14 protein-coding genes are annotated in these 16,786 nt (G+C 74.2%); 3 read left to right on the top strand and 11 right to left on the bottom strand.

Translation table 11 applies throughout. The annotated features are described in order from the left end of the window. Nucleotides 1-27: 27 nt before the first annotated feature. Genes ligD through IE118_RS22235 form a run of 3 tightly spaced genes read right to left on the bottom strand, consistent with a single transcriptional unit; the run spans nucleotide 28 to nucleotide 4,399 of the window. Nucleotides 28-951: a non-homologous end-joining DNA ligase gene (gene ligD, locus IE118_RS22245; protein ID WP_189559755.1), complete on the bottom strand. Its 924-nt coding sequence runs from the start codon at nucleotides 949-951 to the stop codon at nucleotides 28-30. After that, nucleotides 948-2,795 (bottom strand): transketolase, encoded by a 1,848-nt coding sequence (locus IE118_RS22240; RefSeq protein ID WP_189559754.1) that lies wholly within the window; start codon nucleotides 2,793-2,795, stop codon nucleotides 948-950. Before IE118_RS22240 ends, ligD begins: the two co-directional genes overlap by 4 nt. Continuing rightward, a complete protein-coding gene (locus IE118_RS22235; protein WP_189559753.1) occupies nucleotides 2,792-4,399 on the bottom strand; it encodes an NAD(P)/FAD-dependent oxidoreductase in 1,608 nt (535 codons plus the stop codon). Before IE118_RS22235 ends, IE118_RS22240 begins: the two co-directional genes overlap by 4 nt. A 177-nt stretch (nucleotides 4,400-4,576) precedes the next feature. Between IE118_RS22235 and IE118_RS22230 the strand changes: the two genes are divergently transcribed. Next, nucleotides 4,577-5,539: a TIGR03557 family F420-dependent LLM class oxidoreductase gene (locus tag IE118_RS22230; protein ID WP_189559907.1), complete on the top strand. Its 963-nt coding sequence runs from the start codon at nucleotides 4,577-4,579 to the stop codon at nucleotides 5,537-5,539. Nucleotides 5,540-5,747: 208 nt separating this feature from the next. Here the strand turns inward: IE118_RS22230 and IE118_RS22225 are convergent, their stop codons facing one another. Continuing rightward, nucleotides 5,748-6,158 (bottom strand): phage holin family protein, encoded by a 411-nt coding sequence (locus IE118_RS22225; protein WP_189559752.1) that lies wholly within the window; start codon nucleotides 6,156-6,158, stop codon nucleotides 5,748-5,750. A gap of 121 nt (nucleotides 6,159-6,279) precedes the next feature. Between IE118_RS22225 and IE118_RS22220 the strand changes: the two genes are divergently transcribed. After that, on the top strand, nucleotides 6,280-6,627 hold the full coding sequence (locus IE118_RS22220; protein ID WP_189559751.1) for a VOC family protein: 348 nt from the start codon (nucleotides 6,280-6,282) through the stop codon (nucleotides 6,625-6,627). Between the two features lie 11 nt (nucleotides 6,628-6,638). Here the strand turns inward: IE118_RS22220 and IE118_RS22215 are convergent, their stop codons facing one another. The 7 genes from IE118_RS22215 to IE118_RS22185 all read right to left on the bottom strand — a co-directional run bounded on the left by IE118_RS22215 (nucleotide 6,639) and on the right by IE118_RS22185 (nucleotide 15,247). Continuing rightward, nucleotides 6,639-8,597 (bottom strand): DUF5107 domain-containing protein, encoded by a 1,959-nt coding sequence (locus IE118_RS22215; protein WP_189559750.1) that lies wholly within the window; start codon nucleotides 8,595-8,597, stop codon nucleotides 6,639-6,641. 40 nt (nucleotides 8,598-8,637) lie between these two features. Beyond that, nucleotides 8,638-9,537, bottom strand: a complete 900-nt coding sequence (locus IE118_RS22210) for an arginase family protein (RefSeq protein WP_189559749.1) — start codon at nucleotides 9,535-9,537, stop codon at nucleotides 8,638-8,640. A gap of 32 nt (nucleotides 9,538-9,569) precedes the next feature. Beyond that, nucleotides 9,570-10,124 (bottom strand): GNAT family N-acetyltransferase, encoded by a 555-nt coding sequence (locus tag IE118_RS22205; protein ID WP_189559748.1) that lies wholly within the window; start codon nucleotides 10,122-10,124, stop codon nucleotides 9,570-9,572. 94 nt (nucleotides 10,125-10,218) lie between these two features. Next, nucleotides 10,219-11,142: a S66 peptidase family protein gene (locus IE118_RS22200; protein ID WP_189559906.1), complete on the bottom strand. Its 924-nt coding sequence runs from the start codon at nucleotides 11,140-11,142 to the stop codon at nucleotides 10,219-10,221. 5 nt (nucleotides 11,143-11,147) lie between these two features. After that, complete coding sequence (locus IE118_RS22195) at nucleotides 11,148-13,100, bottom strand: S9 family peptidase (RefSeq protein WP_229846904.1); 1,953 nt, start codon at nucleotides 13,098-13,100, stop codon at nucleotides 11,148-11,150. 16 nt (nucleotides 13,101-13,116) lie between these two features. Further along, the gene (locus IE118_RS22190; protein WP_189559746.1) at nucleotides 13,117-14,421 is read right to left on the bottom strand and encodes a M20/M25/M40 family metallo-hydrolase; all 1,305 of its coding nucleotides are present in this window, start codon (nucleotides 14,419-14,421) and stop codon (nucleotides 13,117-13,119) included. Further along, a complete protein-coding gene (locus IE118_RS22185) occupies nucleotides 14,414-15,247 on the bottom strand; it encodes a M55 family metallopeptidase (protein ID WP_189559745.1) in 834 nt (277 codons plus the stop codon). The genes IE118_RS22190 and IE118_RS22185 overlap by 8 nt, the downstream gene beginning before the upstream one ends. Nucleotides 15,248-15,598: 351 nt before the next feature. Here IE118_RS22185 and IE118_RS22180 point away from each other — a divergent pair, with 351 nt between their 5' ends. Continuing rightward, entirely contained in the window at nucleotides 15,599-16,783 is a 1,185-nt protein-coding gene (locus IE118_RS22180) for a substrate-binding domain-containing protein (protein ID WP_189559744.1), read from the top strand. The last annotated feature ends 3 nt before the right edge of the window (nucleotides 16,784-16,786 follow it).

The raw sequence follows: 16,786 nt of genomic DNA, 5'->3' as shown, positions 1-16,786 counted from the left end.
GGACCCGGCCGGGCGCCGGCGCGCCGCTCAGCGCAGTCCGGCCAGCCGCCGGCGGGCCGGGGCCAGGGAGCGTCCGCGGCTCAGCAGGCCGGCCCAGGGGTCGGTGCGGATCTGCTCGACGGCGTTCGCCACCGTCCAGCGGCGGGCGTGCAGCGCCGGATCGTCCAGCTGGTCCCAGGAGACGGGCACGGCGACGGGCGCGCCGGGCAGGGCGCGGACGGTGCAGGGGGCGACGGCGGTCTGCGCGTAGGCGTTGCGCTGCACGTCGAGATAGAGCCGGTCGCCGCGGTCCTTCTTGCGGGCGGCGGTGGTGAGCCGGTCGGGGTGGGCGTCGGCGAGGGTGTCGGCGACCTCCCGGGCGAAGGCACGCACCTCGTCGACGTCGTGGTTGCCGGTCAGCGGCACGATCACGTGCAGGCCCCGGGAGCCGGTGGTCATCAGCGCGGAGGGCAGACGCAGCCCGTCCAGCAGTTCCCCCAGCAGCCGCGCCGCCTCCCGGACCGTCTCGAAGTCGTCGACCGAGGGGTCGAGGTCGAACACCAGCCGGTCCGGGTGGCCGGTCCCGGTGGTGCGGGACAGCCAGCGGTGCAGGGTGATGCTCGCCTGGTCGACGAGGTACAGGAGGGTGGCGGCACTGTCGCACACGGTGTGCGTGACGGTGCCGCCCTCCTTGGCGACCTCGGCGCGGGTGATCCAGTCCGGATAGTGGTCCGGGGTGTTCTTCTGCATGAACGACGGGCCGTCGACGCCGTCGGGGCGCCGGTCCAGCATCAGCGGGCGGCCCCGCAGGTGCGGCAGCATGTACGGGGCGACGGCCAGGTGGTAGTCGGCGAGGTCGCCCTTGGTGTACTCCCCGGTGTCCCCGCCGCCCGGGAAGATCACCTTGCCGGGCCGGTGGATCTCCACCGTGCGGCCCCCGGCCCGTACGGTGCGCGGCCCGTCGCCGCTCACGACACGATCGCCTCCCCCACCAGCAGCCGGCCGGCCGCGGCGATCGACGCGGCGTCGATGCCGGCGGCGCGCAGCTGCTCGTCCGGCGAGGCCGAACCGGGCATGCCGCGCACGGCGAGGCGCACCAGGCGCGGGACGGGGCGTCCGTCGCCGAAGGCCTCCGCGACCGCGTCCCCGAGACCGCCCTCGGGATGGTGGTCCTCGATCGTCATCAGGCAGCCGGTCTCCTCGGCGGCGGCGTGCAGGGTCTCCCGGTCGACGGGCTTCACCGAGTACAGGTCGACGACCCGTACGGCGATGCCCTCGCCCTCCAGTGCCTCGGCGGCGGCGAGTGCCTCGGGCACGGTGACGCCGGCGGCGACGAGGGTGAGCCGGTCGCTGCCGGAGGAGCGCAGCACCTTGCTGCCGCCGACCGGGAACTCCTCGTCGGGCCCGTAGAGGACCTCGCTCTCGCCGCGCGAGGTGCGCAGGTAGCGGATGCCGTCGAGGCCGGCCATGGTGGCGACCAGCCGTGCGGTCTGGTTGGCGTCGCACGGGTACAGCACGGTCGATCCGTGCACCGCGCGCATCATCGCCAGGTCCTCCAGGCCCATCTGGCTGGGGCCGTCCTGACCGATGGCGACGCCCGCGTGCGAGCCGACGAGGTTGATGCCGGAGCCGCTGACCGCGGCCATGCGGACGAAGTCGTGGGCGCGGGTGAGGAACGCCGCGAAGGTGGAGGCGTAGGGCGTCCAGCCGCGCGAGGCGACACCGACCGCGGCCGCCACCATCTGCTGTTCGGCGATGTAGCACTCGATGTAGCGTTCGGGGTGCTGCTTGGCGAAGAACTCCGCGCGGGTGGAGTCGCCGACCTCGCCGTCGAGGGCGACGACGTCGCCGCGGGCGGCGCCGAGGGCGGCCAGCGCCTCGCCGAAGGCGTTGCGGGTGGCCACCTCCTCACCCTTGTCCCAGCGGGGCAGGGCGGGCTCGGCCGCGAGCCGGGCGGGGCGCTCCCCGTCGGAGGACGGCGGCCGCACCCGGATGCGCAGGTCGCGCGGGCCGCCGAGTTCGGCGACGGCGTCCTCGGCCTCCGGCAGCGGCTTCCCGTGCAGGCCCTCGCGGTCCTGGACCGCTGCGACGCCCTTGCCCTTGAGGGTGCGGGCGAGGATCGCGGTGGGCTGACCCCTGGTGGAGAGGGCCTCGCCGTAGGCGCGGTCCACGGCGTCCACGTCGTGGCCGTCCACCTCGACGGTGTGCCAGCCGAAGGCCTGGAAGCGGCGGGCGTAGGCGTCGAGGTCGTGGCCGTGGCGGGTGGGTCCGCGCTGGCCCAGCCGGTTGACGTCCACGACCGCCGTGAGGTTGTCCAGGTTCTCGTAGGCGGCCTGCTCGGCCGCCTCCCACACGGATCCCTCGGCCAGCTCGCTGTCCCCGCACAGCACCCACACGCGGTAGCCGGCGTGGTCCAGCCGCCTGCCGGCGAGTGCGATGCCGACGCCGACGGGGAGGCCCTGGCCGAGGGAGCCGGTGGCCGTCTCGACCCAGGGCAGCCGGCGGGGGGTGGGGTGGCCCTCGAGGCGGCTGCCGTTCTCACGGAAGGTGAGCAGTTCCTCGTCGTCGATGGCTCCGGCCGCCTTGTAGGTGGCGTACATGAGGGGCGAGGCGTGGCCCTTGGAGAGGACGAAGCGGTCGTTGGCCGGGTGGTCGGGGCGGTCGAAGTCGTAACGGAAGTGGCGGGCGAACAGGACCGCCGTCAGATCGGCCGCGGACATGGACGAGGTGGGGTGCCCGGAGCCCGCGGCGGCCGCGGCGCGGACGCTGTCCACGCGCAACTGCTGGCCGAGCTCGACGAGTTCACCGGTGTTCATGAGTCTCCTTCGGTGAAGCGGTCGGTGCGCCTGACGGGTCCGGGCGAGACGTCCGGGCCGGGCGGCGGCTGGTCGGGCGGCGGCGTGACGGCGGGCTGGTTCTTCGCGGGCTCGCCGCCCGGCTGGTTCTTCGCGGGCTCGCCGCCCGGCTGGCTCTTGGCGGGCTCGCCGCCCGGCTGGTTCCTCGCGGGCTCGCCGCCCGGCTGGTTCCTCGCCGGTTCCGTGCCCGGTCGGGGCGGCTCCGGCCGCGTCCCGTCCCCGGACTCCGGCGGCCGCTCCGCGGACTGCCGCTGCCGCTCCGGTCCGCCCACCCGTGCCAGCTCGGGCGACGCCGTGTCCAGCGGTACCGACCAGGACCGTACGAGCCCCAACTGGACCGCCTGGCGCGGCAGTACGGCGTCGAGGAGCCAGTCGGCGGCCACCCGCACCCGGTTGCCGGGCATGGCGGCGAGGTGGTAGCCGCGGGTGACCGCGCCCGCCACCGGGCCCGAGAGGTTCACGCCCAGCGGGTTGGCGGCGGCCTTCACACCGCCCAGGTCCACCACGAACCCCAGGTCCTTGTGCCGGTAGGCGCGTCGCTCACCGTCGCCGAACGACGCGGCGATGTTGTGCGCGGCCACCTTGCCCTGCCGCCACGCGTGCTGCGCGGTCATCGGCGTGTAGGACCCCGGCTTCTCCAGGTCGGGCACCGCGGCGGCGTCACCGCAGGCGAACACCTCCGGCCGGCCCGGCACCTGAAGGTGCGGGTCGACCAGCAGCCGGCCGCGTTCCATCGGCAGTCCCAGGGACTCGGCGAGCGGGTCGGGGCGTACGCCCACGCACCACACCAGGGTCTTCGTGTCGACGAACTCCCCGTCGGTCAGCAGTACTCCGTCGGGTGTGGCCTCCTTCACGGAGGTGCCCATCCGTACGTCCACGCCCCGCCGGCGCAGCACGCCGTCGGCCGTGCGGGAGAGCCGTTCGTCCAGCTCCGGCAGGACCCGGTCGGCGATGTCGAGGAGCATCCAGCGCGGCCGCATCCCGGTCCGCATGGGGTGCTTGGCGACCTGCGAGTCGGTGAACAGCTGCCCGTGCGCGGCGACTTCGGTTCCGGTGTAGCCGGCGCCCACCACGACGAAGGTGCAGCGGGCGGCGCAGGCCTTGGGGTCGTCGGTGGCGGCGGCGAGCTCCACCTGACGGGTCACGTGGTCGCGCAGGTACAGGGCCTCGGGCAGGCCCCGGAAGCCGTGGGCGTGCTCGGCGACACCGGGGATCGGCAGCAGCTTGTTGACGCTGCCGGCCGCGAGCACCAGCCGGTCGTAGGAGAGGGTGCCGCCCTCGTCCTCGGGCCCGGTGTAGTGCACCTGCCGGGCGTCGAGGTCGATGCGGTCGGCCTGCCCCAGCACCAGCCGTACGTGCGGCAGCGTGCCGGAGAGGGAGACGGTGACCCGGCGCGGCTCCAGGATGCCGGCCGCGACCTGGGGCAGCAGGGGAAGATAGAGGAAGTAGTCGGTCGGATTGAGCAGGACGATCTCGGCGCGGCCCCTGGCCAGCCGGGACAGGGTCTGGGCCGTGCGGTACCCGGCGAAGCCGGCACCGACGATCACTATGCGGGGTCGACTCACGGTTCGCCTCCGGCGCTGTCGCGTACGTCGGGAGACTTCCGCGTCCCCCTGGCCGGGGCGGCCAAACGTCGGGCCGGGCACCCGGAGGACCGGGGCACCCGCAGGCCCCGGTTTCCGCCCGGCGGTCCGGGTACCCGGCGCGTGTCCCGAACCGCCCACGTCGCGGAGGCGACCCCCATGCCCGAGTACGGCTATTTCCTCTCGTGCGAGCAGTACGGTCCCGCGGAGCTGATCGAGCAGGCGCGGATGGCCGAGCAGGCCGGGTTCCAGGCGTTGTGGATCTCGGACCACTTCCATCCGTGGAACGACGAGCAGGGGCAGAGCCCCTTCGTGTGGTCGGTGATCGGCGCGCTGTCCGAGGCGGTGTCGCTGCCGGTGGGGACGGCGGTGACCTGTCCGACCGTGCGGACGCACCCGGCGGTGGTGGCCCACGCGGCGGCCACGAGCGCGGTGATGTCCCCGGGTGGGTTCCGGCTGGGCGTGGGCACGGGTGAGGCGCTGAACGAGCACATCCTCGGCGACCACTGGCCGCCCGCGCATGTGCGGCTGGAGATGCTGGAGGAGGCCATCCAGGTGATGCGCCGGCTGTTCAGCGGTGAGGAGGTCAACCACCACGGCACGCACTACACGGTGGAGAACGCCCGCCTCTACACCGTCCCGGACCGGCCCATCCCCATCGACATATCCGGCTTCGGCCCGGCGGCGACCAAACTGGCGGCACGGGTCGGCGACGGCTACATCACGATGATGCCGGACGCCTCCATGGTGGAGCAGTACCGCAAGGGCGGGGGCGGCGGGAAACCGGTCAGCGGCGGCACCAAGGTCTGTTACGGCATCGACCGCGAGGAGTGCGTGCGCACCGTGCACCGGCTGTGGGCGAACGAGCAACTGCCCGGCGAGCTGGGCCAGGTGCTGCCCTCACCGAAGCACTTCGAGCAGGCCCAGACGCTGGTCACCGAGGACATGGTGCGCGAGAGCCGGGTGTGCGGCGACGACGTGGACGAGCACGTCGCCGAACTCCGCGGGTTCGCCGAGGCGGGCTTCGACCGGGTGTACGTCAACCAGATCGGCCCGGACATGCGCGGCTTCTTCGACTTCTACCGCACGAAGGTGCTGCCGCAGCTCCAGCAGGCGGGCTGAGCCGGGGGCGAGGCCCGACGGGCCTCGCCCCCGGCTCAGGTGGTCCGGAGGACGTGCCGTCAGCCGATCAGGTGCTTCGGTCACCGCGGCGGCGCACCGGCCCGCGCGGTCGCGGGCAGGACCGTGCGGGCGCGCCCGGCGGGCGGAGGCCGTTCGCGGCTACGCCGGGTGGTCCGTCCGTGGGGCCGGTGTGTGCCGGCTCGGGACGTCAGGACCGGGGCGTGTCCGGGCGCGGGGGTACGACGCCCGCGGTGGGCGGGGTGGAGGGCACCGGCGGGACGGGGGCGCCGCCCGCGGTGGTCCGCCCCGCGGCCGGCCGGGAGGGGGCACCGGGCCGGGCCGCGCTGCGCAGGGCGTAGGACACCGCGCCCAGGATCACGGCCGTGATCAGCGCGGCGGCCCAGCCCGGCAGGGCCAGGGCGAGGGCGAGACCGACGGCCAGCGCGACGGCCGCGCCCGCGTACAGGGCGGCGGCGCCCGACCCGGCGTACAGGGCGGCCTTGCGGCGCTGTCCCCGGGCCTGTTCGCGCAGTTCCTCGCGCACGGACTCGCGGGCCACCTGCGCCAGTTCGTCGACCAGGTGCCTGTCCAGATGCTCCAAGTGCTCCAAACGCTGCATGGCTCACGGGTACCCGTGGCCCGCGGCGGGTAACTCCCGCCGCTTTCCGGGGCGGAGAGCCGTGTGGAGACCGTCCGGGGCGACCCCCCTGGTCCGCGCGGTCCCAACTAGGCTCGTCCCCATGGAGATTCTGGGTGCCACACTGCGCGTCTGCGTCGACGACATCGAGACCGCCATCCCCTTCTACGAGCGGCTGGCCGGCGGCAAGGCCCTCCGCTTCGAGCGGGCCGGCGTCCACGTCGCCGCCGTGGGCTGCTTCCTGCTGATGAGCGGTCCGGCGGAGGAACTGGACGTGCTGCGCAGGGTCGCCGCGACCATCGCGGTGCAGGACGTCGAGGAGGCCCGCCGGGTGCTCGCGGAGATGGGCGCCGACATCATCGCCGGGCCCGTCCCCACCCCGGTGGGCCGCAACCTCATCGCACGGCACCCGGACGGGGCGGTCTACGAGTACGCGGACCGCCGCGCCTGAACGGGGGCCGGTCAGGGAGTGGGCCGCATCCGGAAGTCGTAGCGCTCCGGCAGGGGTTCGGTGGTGAGGGCGGCCCACAGCCGTCCGACGACCTCGTCGCCCTCCCGCAGGTCGGCGACCTCGAAGCCCGCGTCGAACACGGCGCGGGCCTCCTCCTTCCGTCCTTCGGCGAGCAGCAGCGCCACCTCGGCCAGCCGGAACCGGCCGCGGGCCCGGGTCGCCGGGTCCAGCCGCTCCCACACGGAGCGCGCGTCCGCCGTACGGCCCACCGCGAGCAGCGCGTCGACCGCCTCCCGGCCGAGCGCCGCGGTGACCGCCGTCCACGCGCCGTCGGACTCACCGGCCTCGCGGCACAGGTCGTCGAAGGCCTCCAGGTAACGGTCGGCGGCCCGCCCCGGGTTGTGGTCCTCCTGGTCGGAGACCGCCAGGCAGCGCAGCGCCGGCCAGGCCGAGGAGGGGTTCCGCAGGCCCCGCTCCCAGCTGCGCACCGCCTGCGCCCGGTCGCCGGCGTGCCACTGGGCGACGCCCAGGTGGTACTCGGTGAGCGGGGTGGCGGGCGCGGTCTCCAGCATGTCCCGCCAGTGCCGGGCGACCAGCGTCCCGCCGGGCGGCAGGCCGGCGGACGGCTCGGGGAGGGAACCGGCGCGCAGGAGGTGCAGCCAGGGCTCCTGCTCCTCGCCCAGAGTGGTCTCGTCGAACGGCGTGCCGGGCAACTTCAGTCCGGCGCGTAGCACTTCGAGCGCCCCCCAGCCGGAGCCGGTCGCGAGCCGCTCGCCCGGTCCGGTGTCCGCGTGCGGCTGCCAGGCCGCGTACGCGGCGTCGACCCGGGCGCGCGGCAGCACCTCCTCCAGCCGGTTCTCCGCCTCGTCCAGGACGCCGTGCCACTCCCCCTCCGGCCGCGCGGCGAACGGTCCGTACGCCTCCAGCCAGGACACCTCGCTCTCCGCGTCCAGCAAGACGTGTTCCAGCTGGGTGCGGGCGAGTCCGGCCTGGATCTCGCAGTAGCCGCCGGTGCCGGGCTCGGTGAGCCACTGCTGCCAGCGCCGCCCGCCCGGCCCCCGGCCCCACACGAACAGCTTGCGGCCGCGCAGGACGTCGGTGGACGTCTGCACGAGGCCGTGGCCGTCGGCGTCCAGTGCGGCGATCCAGCGCCTGCGGCCGTCGGGGACGTCGTAGAAGTAGTCCGCCGCGTACGTGCTGCGGGGCGGGTAGGTGCGGTCGGCGCCGTCGTACTCCGGGACGGGCACCCGGCGCAGCCGCTGCTCGTAGCCGAAGTGGTAGGCCTGGTCGGCCGGGGCGAGGACGCGGCACTCCTCGGGCACGGCGATGTTCGACCACCAGTACGTCGGGACCGGCTTCTCGTGCGGGTTGCGGATGCGGACGCCGACGTGGAGGAAGTCGGAGCCGTCCGGCAGCCACAGGTCGACCTGGAACGGGAGGTCACGCAGCCGCTCCCACTCCCACAGGCGGAGCATCTCCCCGCCGTCGGGGGCGGGGACGCGGGCGGCGTGCACGGGTGAGCAGGACAGCGTGGTGTGGCCGGTGGCGCCGATGTTCCATTCGATGCCGCCGGAGAACCAGGCGCCGTTCAGCGCGAAGTTGGCGGGCTGGAACACCGGATTGCGGTAGAGGAGTTCACGGCCCGTGGGCCGGTGCACGAGGGAGGCGATCCGGCCTCCGAGGGCGGGCAGCACGGTGGCGCGCAGCCGGTCGTTCTCGATCACCAGGGCGTCGACGGGGCGGGGTGCCCGGTCGCGGTCGTAGCCGTCGCGGACGGGGACGGGCAGCAGGCTGTGCAGGGGTGCGTGGCCGATCTGCCGGGCCATGTCGCGCGGCAGACCGGCCTTGTCGCGGTCCTCGATGCGGTGCATCTCGTCGAGGGGCCGCAGCGGGGGCAGCGGGTTGTCGGGGCCCAGGTGTGCTGCGGGCAGCGTCAGTACCTCACGTCGGATCGTCGTCACGATCTCCATGGAAGCCGCCCCGGGCCCGCCTGAACAGGGGCGGTGCGGGTCAGGATCGGGTGAGGGCGGCGACCACCGTGTCGGTGAGCAGTGCACCGGCCGTCCCGTCGGGGTCGAGGTCGGGGTCGTAGATGGTGACCGTGAGGCCGGCGCAGAGCGGTGAGCCGAGCAACGGCCGGAGCAGGTCGAGGAGTTCGCCGTGGTCCAGTCCGTCGGGGTCGGGGCTGTCGACCGCGGGCATGACGTCCGGGTCGAGGACGTCGGCGTCCAGGTGGACCCAGAAGCCGTCGAGGCCCGGTGCGGCGTACGACAGGGCGGCTGCGCGGGCGAGCGCGCCGGCGCCCTCCGCCCGCACGTCGCCGACGGTGGCGACGGGGATCTTCAGGTCGGCGAGTTCGGCGCGCTCCTCCTCGAAGTAGTCGCGGATGCCGAAGAACCGTACGTCCTCGTCCCGCAGATAGGGCCGGAGCCCCTCCAGGTCGGTGAGGTCCGCCTGCCCGCGTCCGGTGGCCAGCGCGACCTCCTCGCCGCCGGCCGCGCCGACCCCGTCGGAGTTGCCGGGGTGCCGGAAGTCGGGGGACGCGTCGATGGCGACCAGTCCGTACCGTCCGATGCGGCGCAGGGCGAGCGAGGCGCCGAGCTGGACGGAGCAGTCCCCGCCGAGGACGACGGTCAGGTCACCGGCGCGGACGTGGTGTTCGATCCGGTCGGCCAACGTGCGGGTGTAGGCGGCGAGGGCGGCCGCGTTGAAGACGCCGTCGCCCTCCCGCCAGTCTCCCCGGTCGTAGCGCGGGGGCACCACCACCCCGCCTTCGACGGCGTTCAGCCGTTGCAGGATCCTCTGTTCCCGCAGGGCGCCGGCGAGCTTGTGGCAGCCGGGCACGGTGCCGGGGGCGGGCGGGCGCAGGCCCAGATTGGAGGGGGCGTCCACCACGACGATGTTCCGCATGCGGTTCATCCTCGCCCAGGGGAGTCCGCCCTTCAACGGCCCGCCGTCATCTCGCTGGTGAGCGCCCAGCGTTCGTGGTCGCGCCAGGCTCCGTCGATGAAGAGCATCTTCGGGGAGAAGCCCTCCAGGCGGAACCCGCAGGCGCGGGCCAGGGCGATGGAGGCGGCGTTGCCGGGCTGCACGTTGATCTCCAGCCGGTGCAGCCGCATCGGACCGAAGGCGTACCGCACGACGAGGTGCAGCCCTTCGCGCATCAGTCCGCGTCCCGCCGCGTGTGCGAAGGCGCCGTAACCGAGCGCGCCGCACAGGAAGCCGCCCTCGACGATGTTGTTGATGTTGATGAACCCGGCGAGGGCGCCGTCCGCCTCCTTCTCGCAGACCAGGAACCCCGCCTTGGTGCGGTCCTCGATCAGCCGCCCTGCGTACGCGGCGTACGCGGCGGTGCTGTCCGGCGGGAACAGCCAGGGGTGGTGCAGGTCCTTGCTCTCGCGGGCGCGGGAGGTGAACTCGGCGCCGTCCGCGAGGGTGAAGTGACGCAGCCCGACGCGGGCGCCCTCGGTGAGATAGCGGGAAGCGGTGTGCGGCACCCCGCCACCCTACGACGGCCCGCCGGACCCGCGCGCGGCGTCGGCGCCGCCCGCGGGTCCGGCGGTGGATCACAGCCGCCGGTCCGGCGGTGGATCAGGCCAGCGCCGGTTCGTCCAGGGTCAGCGTGCCCGCGTCCGCGTCGAGTTCCGCGGCCACGCCGAAGGGGACGGTGAGCGCGTCGTCGCAGTGGCCGAAGCCGAACTGCTCGGCCACCGGCACGCCGAGCCCGCCGAGCCGGTCGGCGAGCAGTTCCCGCACCCCCTCGTACGGCTCGCACCGCGCCCAGGAGCCGAGCAGCAGCCCGTGCACGCCGTCCAGCCAGCCGGCCCGCAGCAGCTGGGTGAGGTCGCGGTCGAGCCGGTAGGTCTCCTCCCCCACGTCCTCCAGGCACAGCAGTCCGCCGCGCGCGGAGGGTCTGGCGTGCGGGGTGCCCCGGTCGGCGGCGAGCAGGGAGAGACAGCCTCCGAGGGTGACGCCGCGGGCCCGGCCGGGGACGAGGGGGGTGCCGTCGGAGACGAGGGTACGGACCGTCTCGGGGGCGAGGAGGGTGGCCCTGAGGTGGTCCTGGGCCCGCGCGCTCTTCACGAAGTCGAGGCCCGCGGCCATCGGCCCGTGCAGGGTGACCAGGCCCAGCCGGACCGCGAACGCCTCGTGCAGCGCGGTGATGTCGCTGAACCCGACGAACACCTTCGGCCCGGCCGCCCGCATGGCCTCCCAGTCGAGGGAATCGACCATGCGCTGCACGCCGTAGCCGCCGCGGGCACAGATCACCGCGTCGACCGCCGGGTCGCACCAGGCGGACTGGAGATCGGCGGCCCGGTCGGCGTCGCCGGCCGAGAGGTAACGGAAGCCGTCGTGCCGGCCGAGGACGTGCGGGGCCACCACCGGGTCGAGGCCCCAGCCGCGCAGGACGTCGAGCCCGGCCATGAGCCGGTCCTCGGGCACCGGGCCGCTGGGGGCGACGACGGCCACCCGCGCGCCGGGGGCGAGGCGGGCCGGCCTCCGCAGCTCCTCCACCCGGCTCACGCGCCCAGCTCCAGCGTCGGCACACCCGGCGGTCTCATCCCGAACACCTGGGCGTACAGGGACAGCTCCGCCTCCAGGGCGCGCACCATCGTCTCCGCCCGCCGGAAGCCGTGGCCCTCTCCCTCGAAGGTGAGGTAGGCGTGCGGTACGCCCCGTCCGGCCAGCCGGGCCAGGAACCGCTCGCACTGCACGGGCGGGCAGATCACGTCGTCCAGTCCCTGGAGCATCAGGAAGGGCACGGACAGCCGGTCGGCGTGCTCGACGGGTGATCGCCGCACGTACAGGTCGGCGGCCTCGGCCCGCGGGCCGATGAGGCTCTCCAGGTACTGGGACTCGAAGTCGTGGGTCTCCCCCGTGCCCCAGCCGGCGAGGTCGAGGACCGGGTAGCTGATGGTGCCGCAGGCGTAGACGTCGGTCGTGGTGAGCGAGGCGGCGGTGGTCCAGCCGCCGGCGCTGCCGCCGCGCACGGCGAGCCGGTCGCGGTCGGCGGTTCCCTCGTCGGCGAGGGCCCGCGCGACGGCCGCGCAGTCCTCGACGTCGACGACGCCCCACTGTCCCCGCAGCCGGTTGCGGTACGCGCGCCCGTAGCCGGTGGAGCCGCCGTAGTTGACCTCGGCGACGCCGATGCCCCGGGAGGTGAAGTAGGCGACCTCCAGATCGAGCACGAGCGGCGACCGGCCGGTGGGGCCGCCGTGCGCCCAGATCACATAGGGCGGCAGCTCGCCGGCGGGGCCGGTGACGGCGGGGTGGTGCGGCGGGTGGACCTGGGCGTGGATCTCGCGGCCGTCCGGTCCGGTGAAGGTGCGGACCTGCGGTTCGGGGTAGTAGGCGGGGTCGACGGCGTCCCGGTGCTCGGCGCCGATCACACGGGCCCGGCCCGTCCTGGTGTCCAGCTCCACCACTTCGTGGCCGCTGCGCGGCCCGGCGCCGACGGCGACGACCCGCTCGCCGTGGGCGGCCACGGACGGCGCGAACTCGGTCCAGGGTCCGGCGGCGTCGACGACCTCACCGGTCTCGGGGTCGAGGATGCCGAGCGCGGGGGCGCCCCGGCCGTGCAGGACGGCGATCAGGCCGCCGTCCAGCGGGGCGAACCAGCGGTGCCCCAGCTTCCACAGGGGCCCGGCGAACTCCTCCTCGCGCGGGCAGAGCGGCTCCCCGTCCCGGTACAGGTTCCACCAGCCGGTGCGGTCGCTGGTGTACAGCAGCCGTCCGTCGGGCGTCCAGTCGACCTGGGGCACGGACTCCTCGGGGCCGCCGGCCACCACGCGCGCGTCGGTGAGGGTGCCGTCCGGGGAGACGTCGGCGACGAGGAGCTCGGTGCCGTCCCAGGGCATGCGCGGATGGTCCCAGCCGATCCAGGCGGCGCGCCGTCCGTCGGGCGCCGGGCGCGGACCGGTCACGAACCGGTGCCGTCCGTCGCTCAGCTCCCGCACGCGCCGGCGGTCGTCGGCGGCCGATCCGTCCAGCGGCACGGCGGCCAGGACGCGGCGGACGTCGCTCGGTCCCTCACCGGTGAACTCCTCCAGGACGCACCACACCTCGTCCCGCTCCGGCAGCAGCACGGGCTCGGCCCAGCGCAGTCCGTCCCCCACCGGCGAGACGGGGGTGAGGGGTCGCGGCTCGGCGCCCGGTTCGTACCGGTAGAGGCGCTGGTCGGCGAAGTTGACGAACACGACGAGCGGGCCGCCGTCGCGTACGGTGCCGGCCCACGGGAGGCCGCCGTACTCGATGACCCGGGTACGCACGTTCCACGGCGCGGGCAGCACGGACTCCGCCGTGCCGTCGGGGTGCCGCCGCACCAGGGTGCGCCGGCCGGCCTCGGCGGGCCGGGGCTCGGTCCACCACACCTCGTCGCCGACGAAGCCCGCGAACTCGGGGCTGCCGTCGTGGGCCGCGGCCGTGGCCGCGTCGATGGGCGAGGGCCACTCGCCGTACGCCACCGTCTGCACTGTCTCCCCCACTCGTTCAGGCGGTCCGCAGGAACCGGTCGAGGACCCGGACGCCGAAGTGGAGCGCCTCGACCGGGACGCGCTCGTCGACCCCGTGGAAGAGGGCCTGGTAGTCGAAGCCCTCGGGCAGCTTCAGCGGCGCGAAGCCGTAGCCGGTGATGCCGAGCCGGGAGAACTGCTTGGCGTCGGTGCCGCCGGACATGCAGTACGGCACGACATGGCCCTCGGGCGCGAACTCCTCGACGGCGGCCCGCATCCGGGCGAACGTCGGGGTGTCCACCGGCGCCTGGAGGGCGGTCTCGTGGTGCGCGAACTCCCAGTCGACGTCCGGCCCGGTGAGCCGGTCCATGGTGGCCCGGAACTCGTCCTCGGCTCCCGGGAGGAACCGGCCGTCGACGTGCGCGACGGCCTCCCCGGGGATCACGTTGACCTTGTACCCGGCGTCCAGCATGGTCGGGTTGCTGCTGTTACGGACGGTGGCCTCCACGAGTTTGGCCGCCGGGCCGAGCTTGTCCAGCAGGGCGTCCACGTCGGTCAGGTCGGTGTCGATGCCGTACACGGCGGCGATCTCGGTGAGCGCGGCCCGTACCGTCGGCGTGAGGCGCAGCGGCCACTCGTGCTCGCCGATCCGGTTGATGGCGGCGGCGAGGCGCGTGACCGCGTTCTCCCGGTTGACCTTGGAGCCGTGTCCGGCCCGGCCGCGCGCGGTGAGCTTCATCCAGGCGGTGCCGCGCTCGCCGGCCGCGATCGGGTAGAGCTGCCGGCCGGCGCCGTCGTGGAAGGTGAAGGCGCCCGACTCGCTGACGCCCTCGGTGCAGCCCTCGAAGAGGTGGGCGTGCCGGTCGGCGAGGAACCCGGAGCCGTCCGCGGCACTGGCCTCCTCGTCGGCGGTGAAGGCGATGACGATGTCCCGGCGGGGCCGTACGCCCTCCCGGGCCCAGGCCCGCACCACGGACAGGATCATCGCGTCCATGTTCTTCATGTCGACGGCGCCGCGTCCCCAGACGACCCCGTCGCGGATCTCCCCGGAGAACGGGTGGACGCTCCAGTCGGCCGCCTCGGCCGGTACGACGTCGAGATGACCGTGGACGAGCAGCGCGTCGGCCGACGGGTCGCTGCCCTCCAGACGCGCGACGACGTTGGTCCGGCCGGGCGTGCGTTCGAGGAGCACCGGCTCCAGGCCGGCCTCGGCGAGCCGGGCCGCGGCGTACTCGGCGGCGGGCCGCTCCCGGCAGTCGCCCCCGCCCCTGTTCGTCGTGTCGATCCGGATCAGGTCGGACGTGAAGGTCACGACCTCGTCCAGGGCCCGCTCGTCAGCCATACTGCTCCTCCACCGCGTTCGAGGCGATCGTGGTGACCGCCTTGAAGGTGCGGATTCCCTCGTACATGGTCGTGCTGGTGTAGGCGACCTTCCGCTCACCGGTGCGGGTCACGCCCGGCACGACGGTGGCGGCCATCGCCAGGTGTTCCGCGTCGAACTCCACCGCCACCGTGAACGGCCCGCCGTCGACGGGCTGGTGGCGCACCGCGAGCGCGGTGGCGTCCTTGGCCGCGGCGCGGATGTCGGCGGCCGTGCGGGCGGGGGTGCGGCACACCGCCGCGTACCGGGACACGTGGTCCTTGACGGCGACCTTCCTCGCCTCGGGTGCGTAGCCGAGCGCGTCCTCGCAGGCCACGTCGTCGCCGGTGACCAGGACCACCGGCACTCCGTACTCGGCGACCACGTGCGCGTTGAGCAGGCCCTCGCTGGCCCGGACGTCGTCGACCCACACGCCGGTGATGGAGTTGGCGAGGAAGGTGTGCGCGAGGACGCCTTCCATGCCGGCGCCCGCGTGGTAGCCGATGAAGGCGATGCCGTCGACGTCACCGTGCTGCACGCCCTCGACCATGGACAGGGCCTTGTGCCGGCCGGTGAGCATCTCGGCCCGCTCGTCCAGCCGCTCCAGGAGCAGGTTGCGCATGGTCCAGTGGGCCTCGTTGATCAGCACCTCGTCGGCGCCGCCGTCGAAGAAGCCCTGCACGGCCGCGTTGACGTCCGAGGTGAACATGGACCGGCACCGCTCCCACTGGGGAGTCCCCGGCAGCACGTCGGCCGGCCAGGTGACACCGGTGGCGCCCTCCATGTCGGCGCTGATGAGGATCTTCATGCGGACGACGCTACATGCCGGAGAATATGCTGGCCAGGGGCCCCTCGACAGTCACAGGTCCACACCACCGGCAGCCGTCGCCGACCGGGGCCGTCCGTGCCGCGGGCGGGGAACCGGTCCCGCGCGACGCGTCGCGCCGGGTCCGCGGACGGTCCCGTGCCGCCCCTCCTGCCGGAAGGCGGCGGACGGGTTCCGCCCCCATGGCCGAGCCGATTCGCATGTGGGCGGCCCACATTGTGGGCCTTCGGTGGCGCGCAACACACTGCCGGGTACCGCCCAGGGCACGGTGTTCCACCGACGGAACCACGGCTCCGGGGCGCATCCACCGCCGCATCGAGGAGCCGTCCGGTCATGCGTAGATCCGTCCTTCTTCCCGCCGCCGTGGCCGTTCTCGCCACCGCGTTCACCGTCTCGTGCTCCAGCCCGGGCAGCAGCACCTCCGCCGGTCCCGAGGAGGTGCGGGTCTCCCTCATCACCTCCACCAGCGGGCCGCTGGCCTCGTACGGCGAACAGTACCTGCGGGGCTTCGAGGCCGGTCTCGACCATGCCACGGACGGCACGGGCACCGTCGACGGCGTCAAGGTCACCCTGCTGAAGGACGACGACGGCGGCGACCCGGCCAAGGGCGTCTCCCTGGCCAAGCAGCGCATCGGCCAGGGCGTGCCGATCATCGCCGGCTCCGCGGCCTCCGGCGTGGCCACCCAGATCGCCCCGGTGGCGGCGCAGAACAGGACGCTGTTCATCAGCGGGCCCGCGGCCACGGACGCGCTCACCGCCGCCAACCGCTACACCTTCCGCTCCGGCCGCCAGACCTACCAGGACGTGATGACCGCCCAGCGGATCCTGGGCGACTCCCGGGGCAGGAAGGTCGTCGTCCTGGCCCAGGACAACGCCTTCGGGCAGGCCAACGCGGCGGCGGTCACGTCCGTGCTGGGCACCGGCGGCACCACGGTGACCCCGGTCCTGGCCCCGCCCGGCGCCACCGACCTGACCCCCGTGGCGAGCAAGGTCAAGGCGGCCGCGCCCGACATGGTCTTCGTGGCCTGGGCGGGGGACACCGCCCAGGCGATGTGGTCCACCCTGGACCAGCAGGGCGTGCTGGACGCCGCGACGGTCGTCACCGGCCTGGACAGCCGCGCCAGTTACCCGGTCTTCGGCAAGGCGCGCGAGAAGGTCACCCTGCTGGCCCACTACGTGCCCGGCGCCGCCGGGACCGCCGAGGCCGAGGCCATGCGCGCGTACTTCGGGAAGAAGATGTGGCAGGAGGACCTGTTCACTCCGGACGGCTTCAACGCCGCCCAGATGGTCGTCGAGGCGGTCAGGGCCGGCGGGGCGGACGGGGACACCGACGCCATGGTCGAGGCCCTGGAGGGTTTCACCTTCTCCGGGGTCAAGGGGCACAACACCGTACGGGCCGCTGACCACGCGCTGCTCCAGCCAACCTTCCAGGCGAAGTTCACCACGGGCGGCGCACCGGAGGTGTCGCGGACCTTCACCGCCGATCAGGTCGCGCCCGCCGAGAAGAGGATCGGCTGACGC

The organism is Streptomyces pilosus (genome assembly GCF_014649835.1).
Classification (GTDB): Bacteria; Actinomycetota; Actinomycetes; order Streptomycetales; family Streptomycetaceae; genus Streptomyces; species Streptomyces pilosus.
The sequence above is the reverse complement of the archived record's forward strand: the minus strand, read 5'-3'. Positions and strand labels throughout refer to the sequence as shown.

Bases quoted from the DNA above. Each gene is read 5' to 3' on its own strand.
- IE118_RS22240 (WP_189559754.1), bottom strand. From the start codon at position 2,795: ATGAACACCGGTGAACTCGTCGAGCTCGGCCAGCAGTTGCGCGTGGAC.
- IE118_RS22190 (WP_189559746.1), bottom strand. From the start codon at position 14,421: ATGGCTGACGAGCGGGCCCTGGACGAGGTCGTGACCTTCACGTCCGAC.
- IE118_RS22230 (WP_189559907.1), top strand. From the start codon at position 4,577: ATGCCCGAGTACGGCTATTTCCTCTCGTGCGAGCAGTACGGTCCCGCG.
- IE118_RS22180 (WP_189559744.1), top strand. From the start codon at position 15,599: ATGCGTAGATCCGTCCTTCTTCCCGCCGCCGTGGCCGTTCTCGCCACC.
- IE118_RS22220 (WP_189559751.1), top strand. From the start codon at position 6,280: ATGGAGATTCTGGGTGCCACACTGCGCGTCTGCGTCGACGACATCGAG.
- IE118_RS22215 (WP_189559750.1), bottom strand. From the start codon at position 8,597: ATGGAGATCGTGACGACGATCCGACGTGAGGTACTGACGCTGCCCGCA.
- IE118_RS22225 (WP_189559752.1), bottom strand. From the start codon at position 6,158: ATGCAGCGTTTGGAGCACTTGGAGCATCTGGACAGGCACCTGGTCGAC.
- IE118_RS22185 (WP_189559745.1), bottom strand. From the start codon at position 15,247: ATGAAGATCCTCATCAGCGCCGACATGGAGGGCGCCACCGGTGTCACC.
- IE118_RS22210 (WP_189559749.1), bottom strand. From the start codon at position 9,537: ATGCGGAACATCGTCGTGGTGGACGCCCCCTCCAATCTGGGCCTGCGC.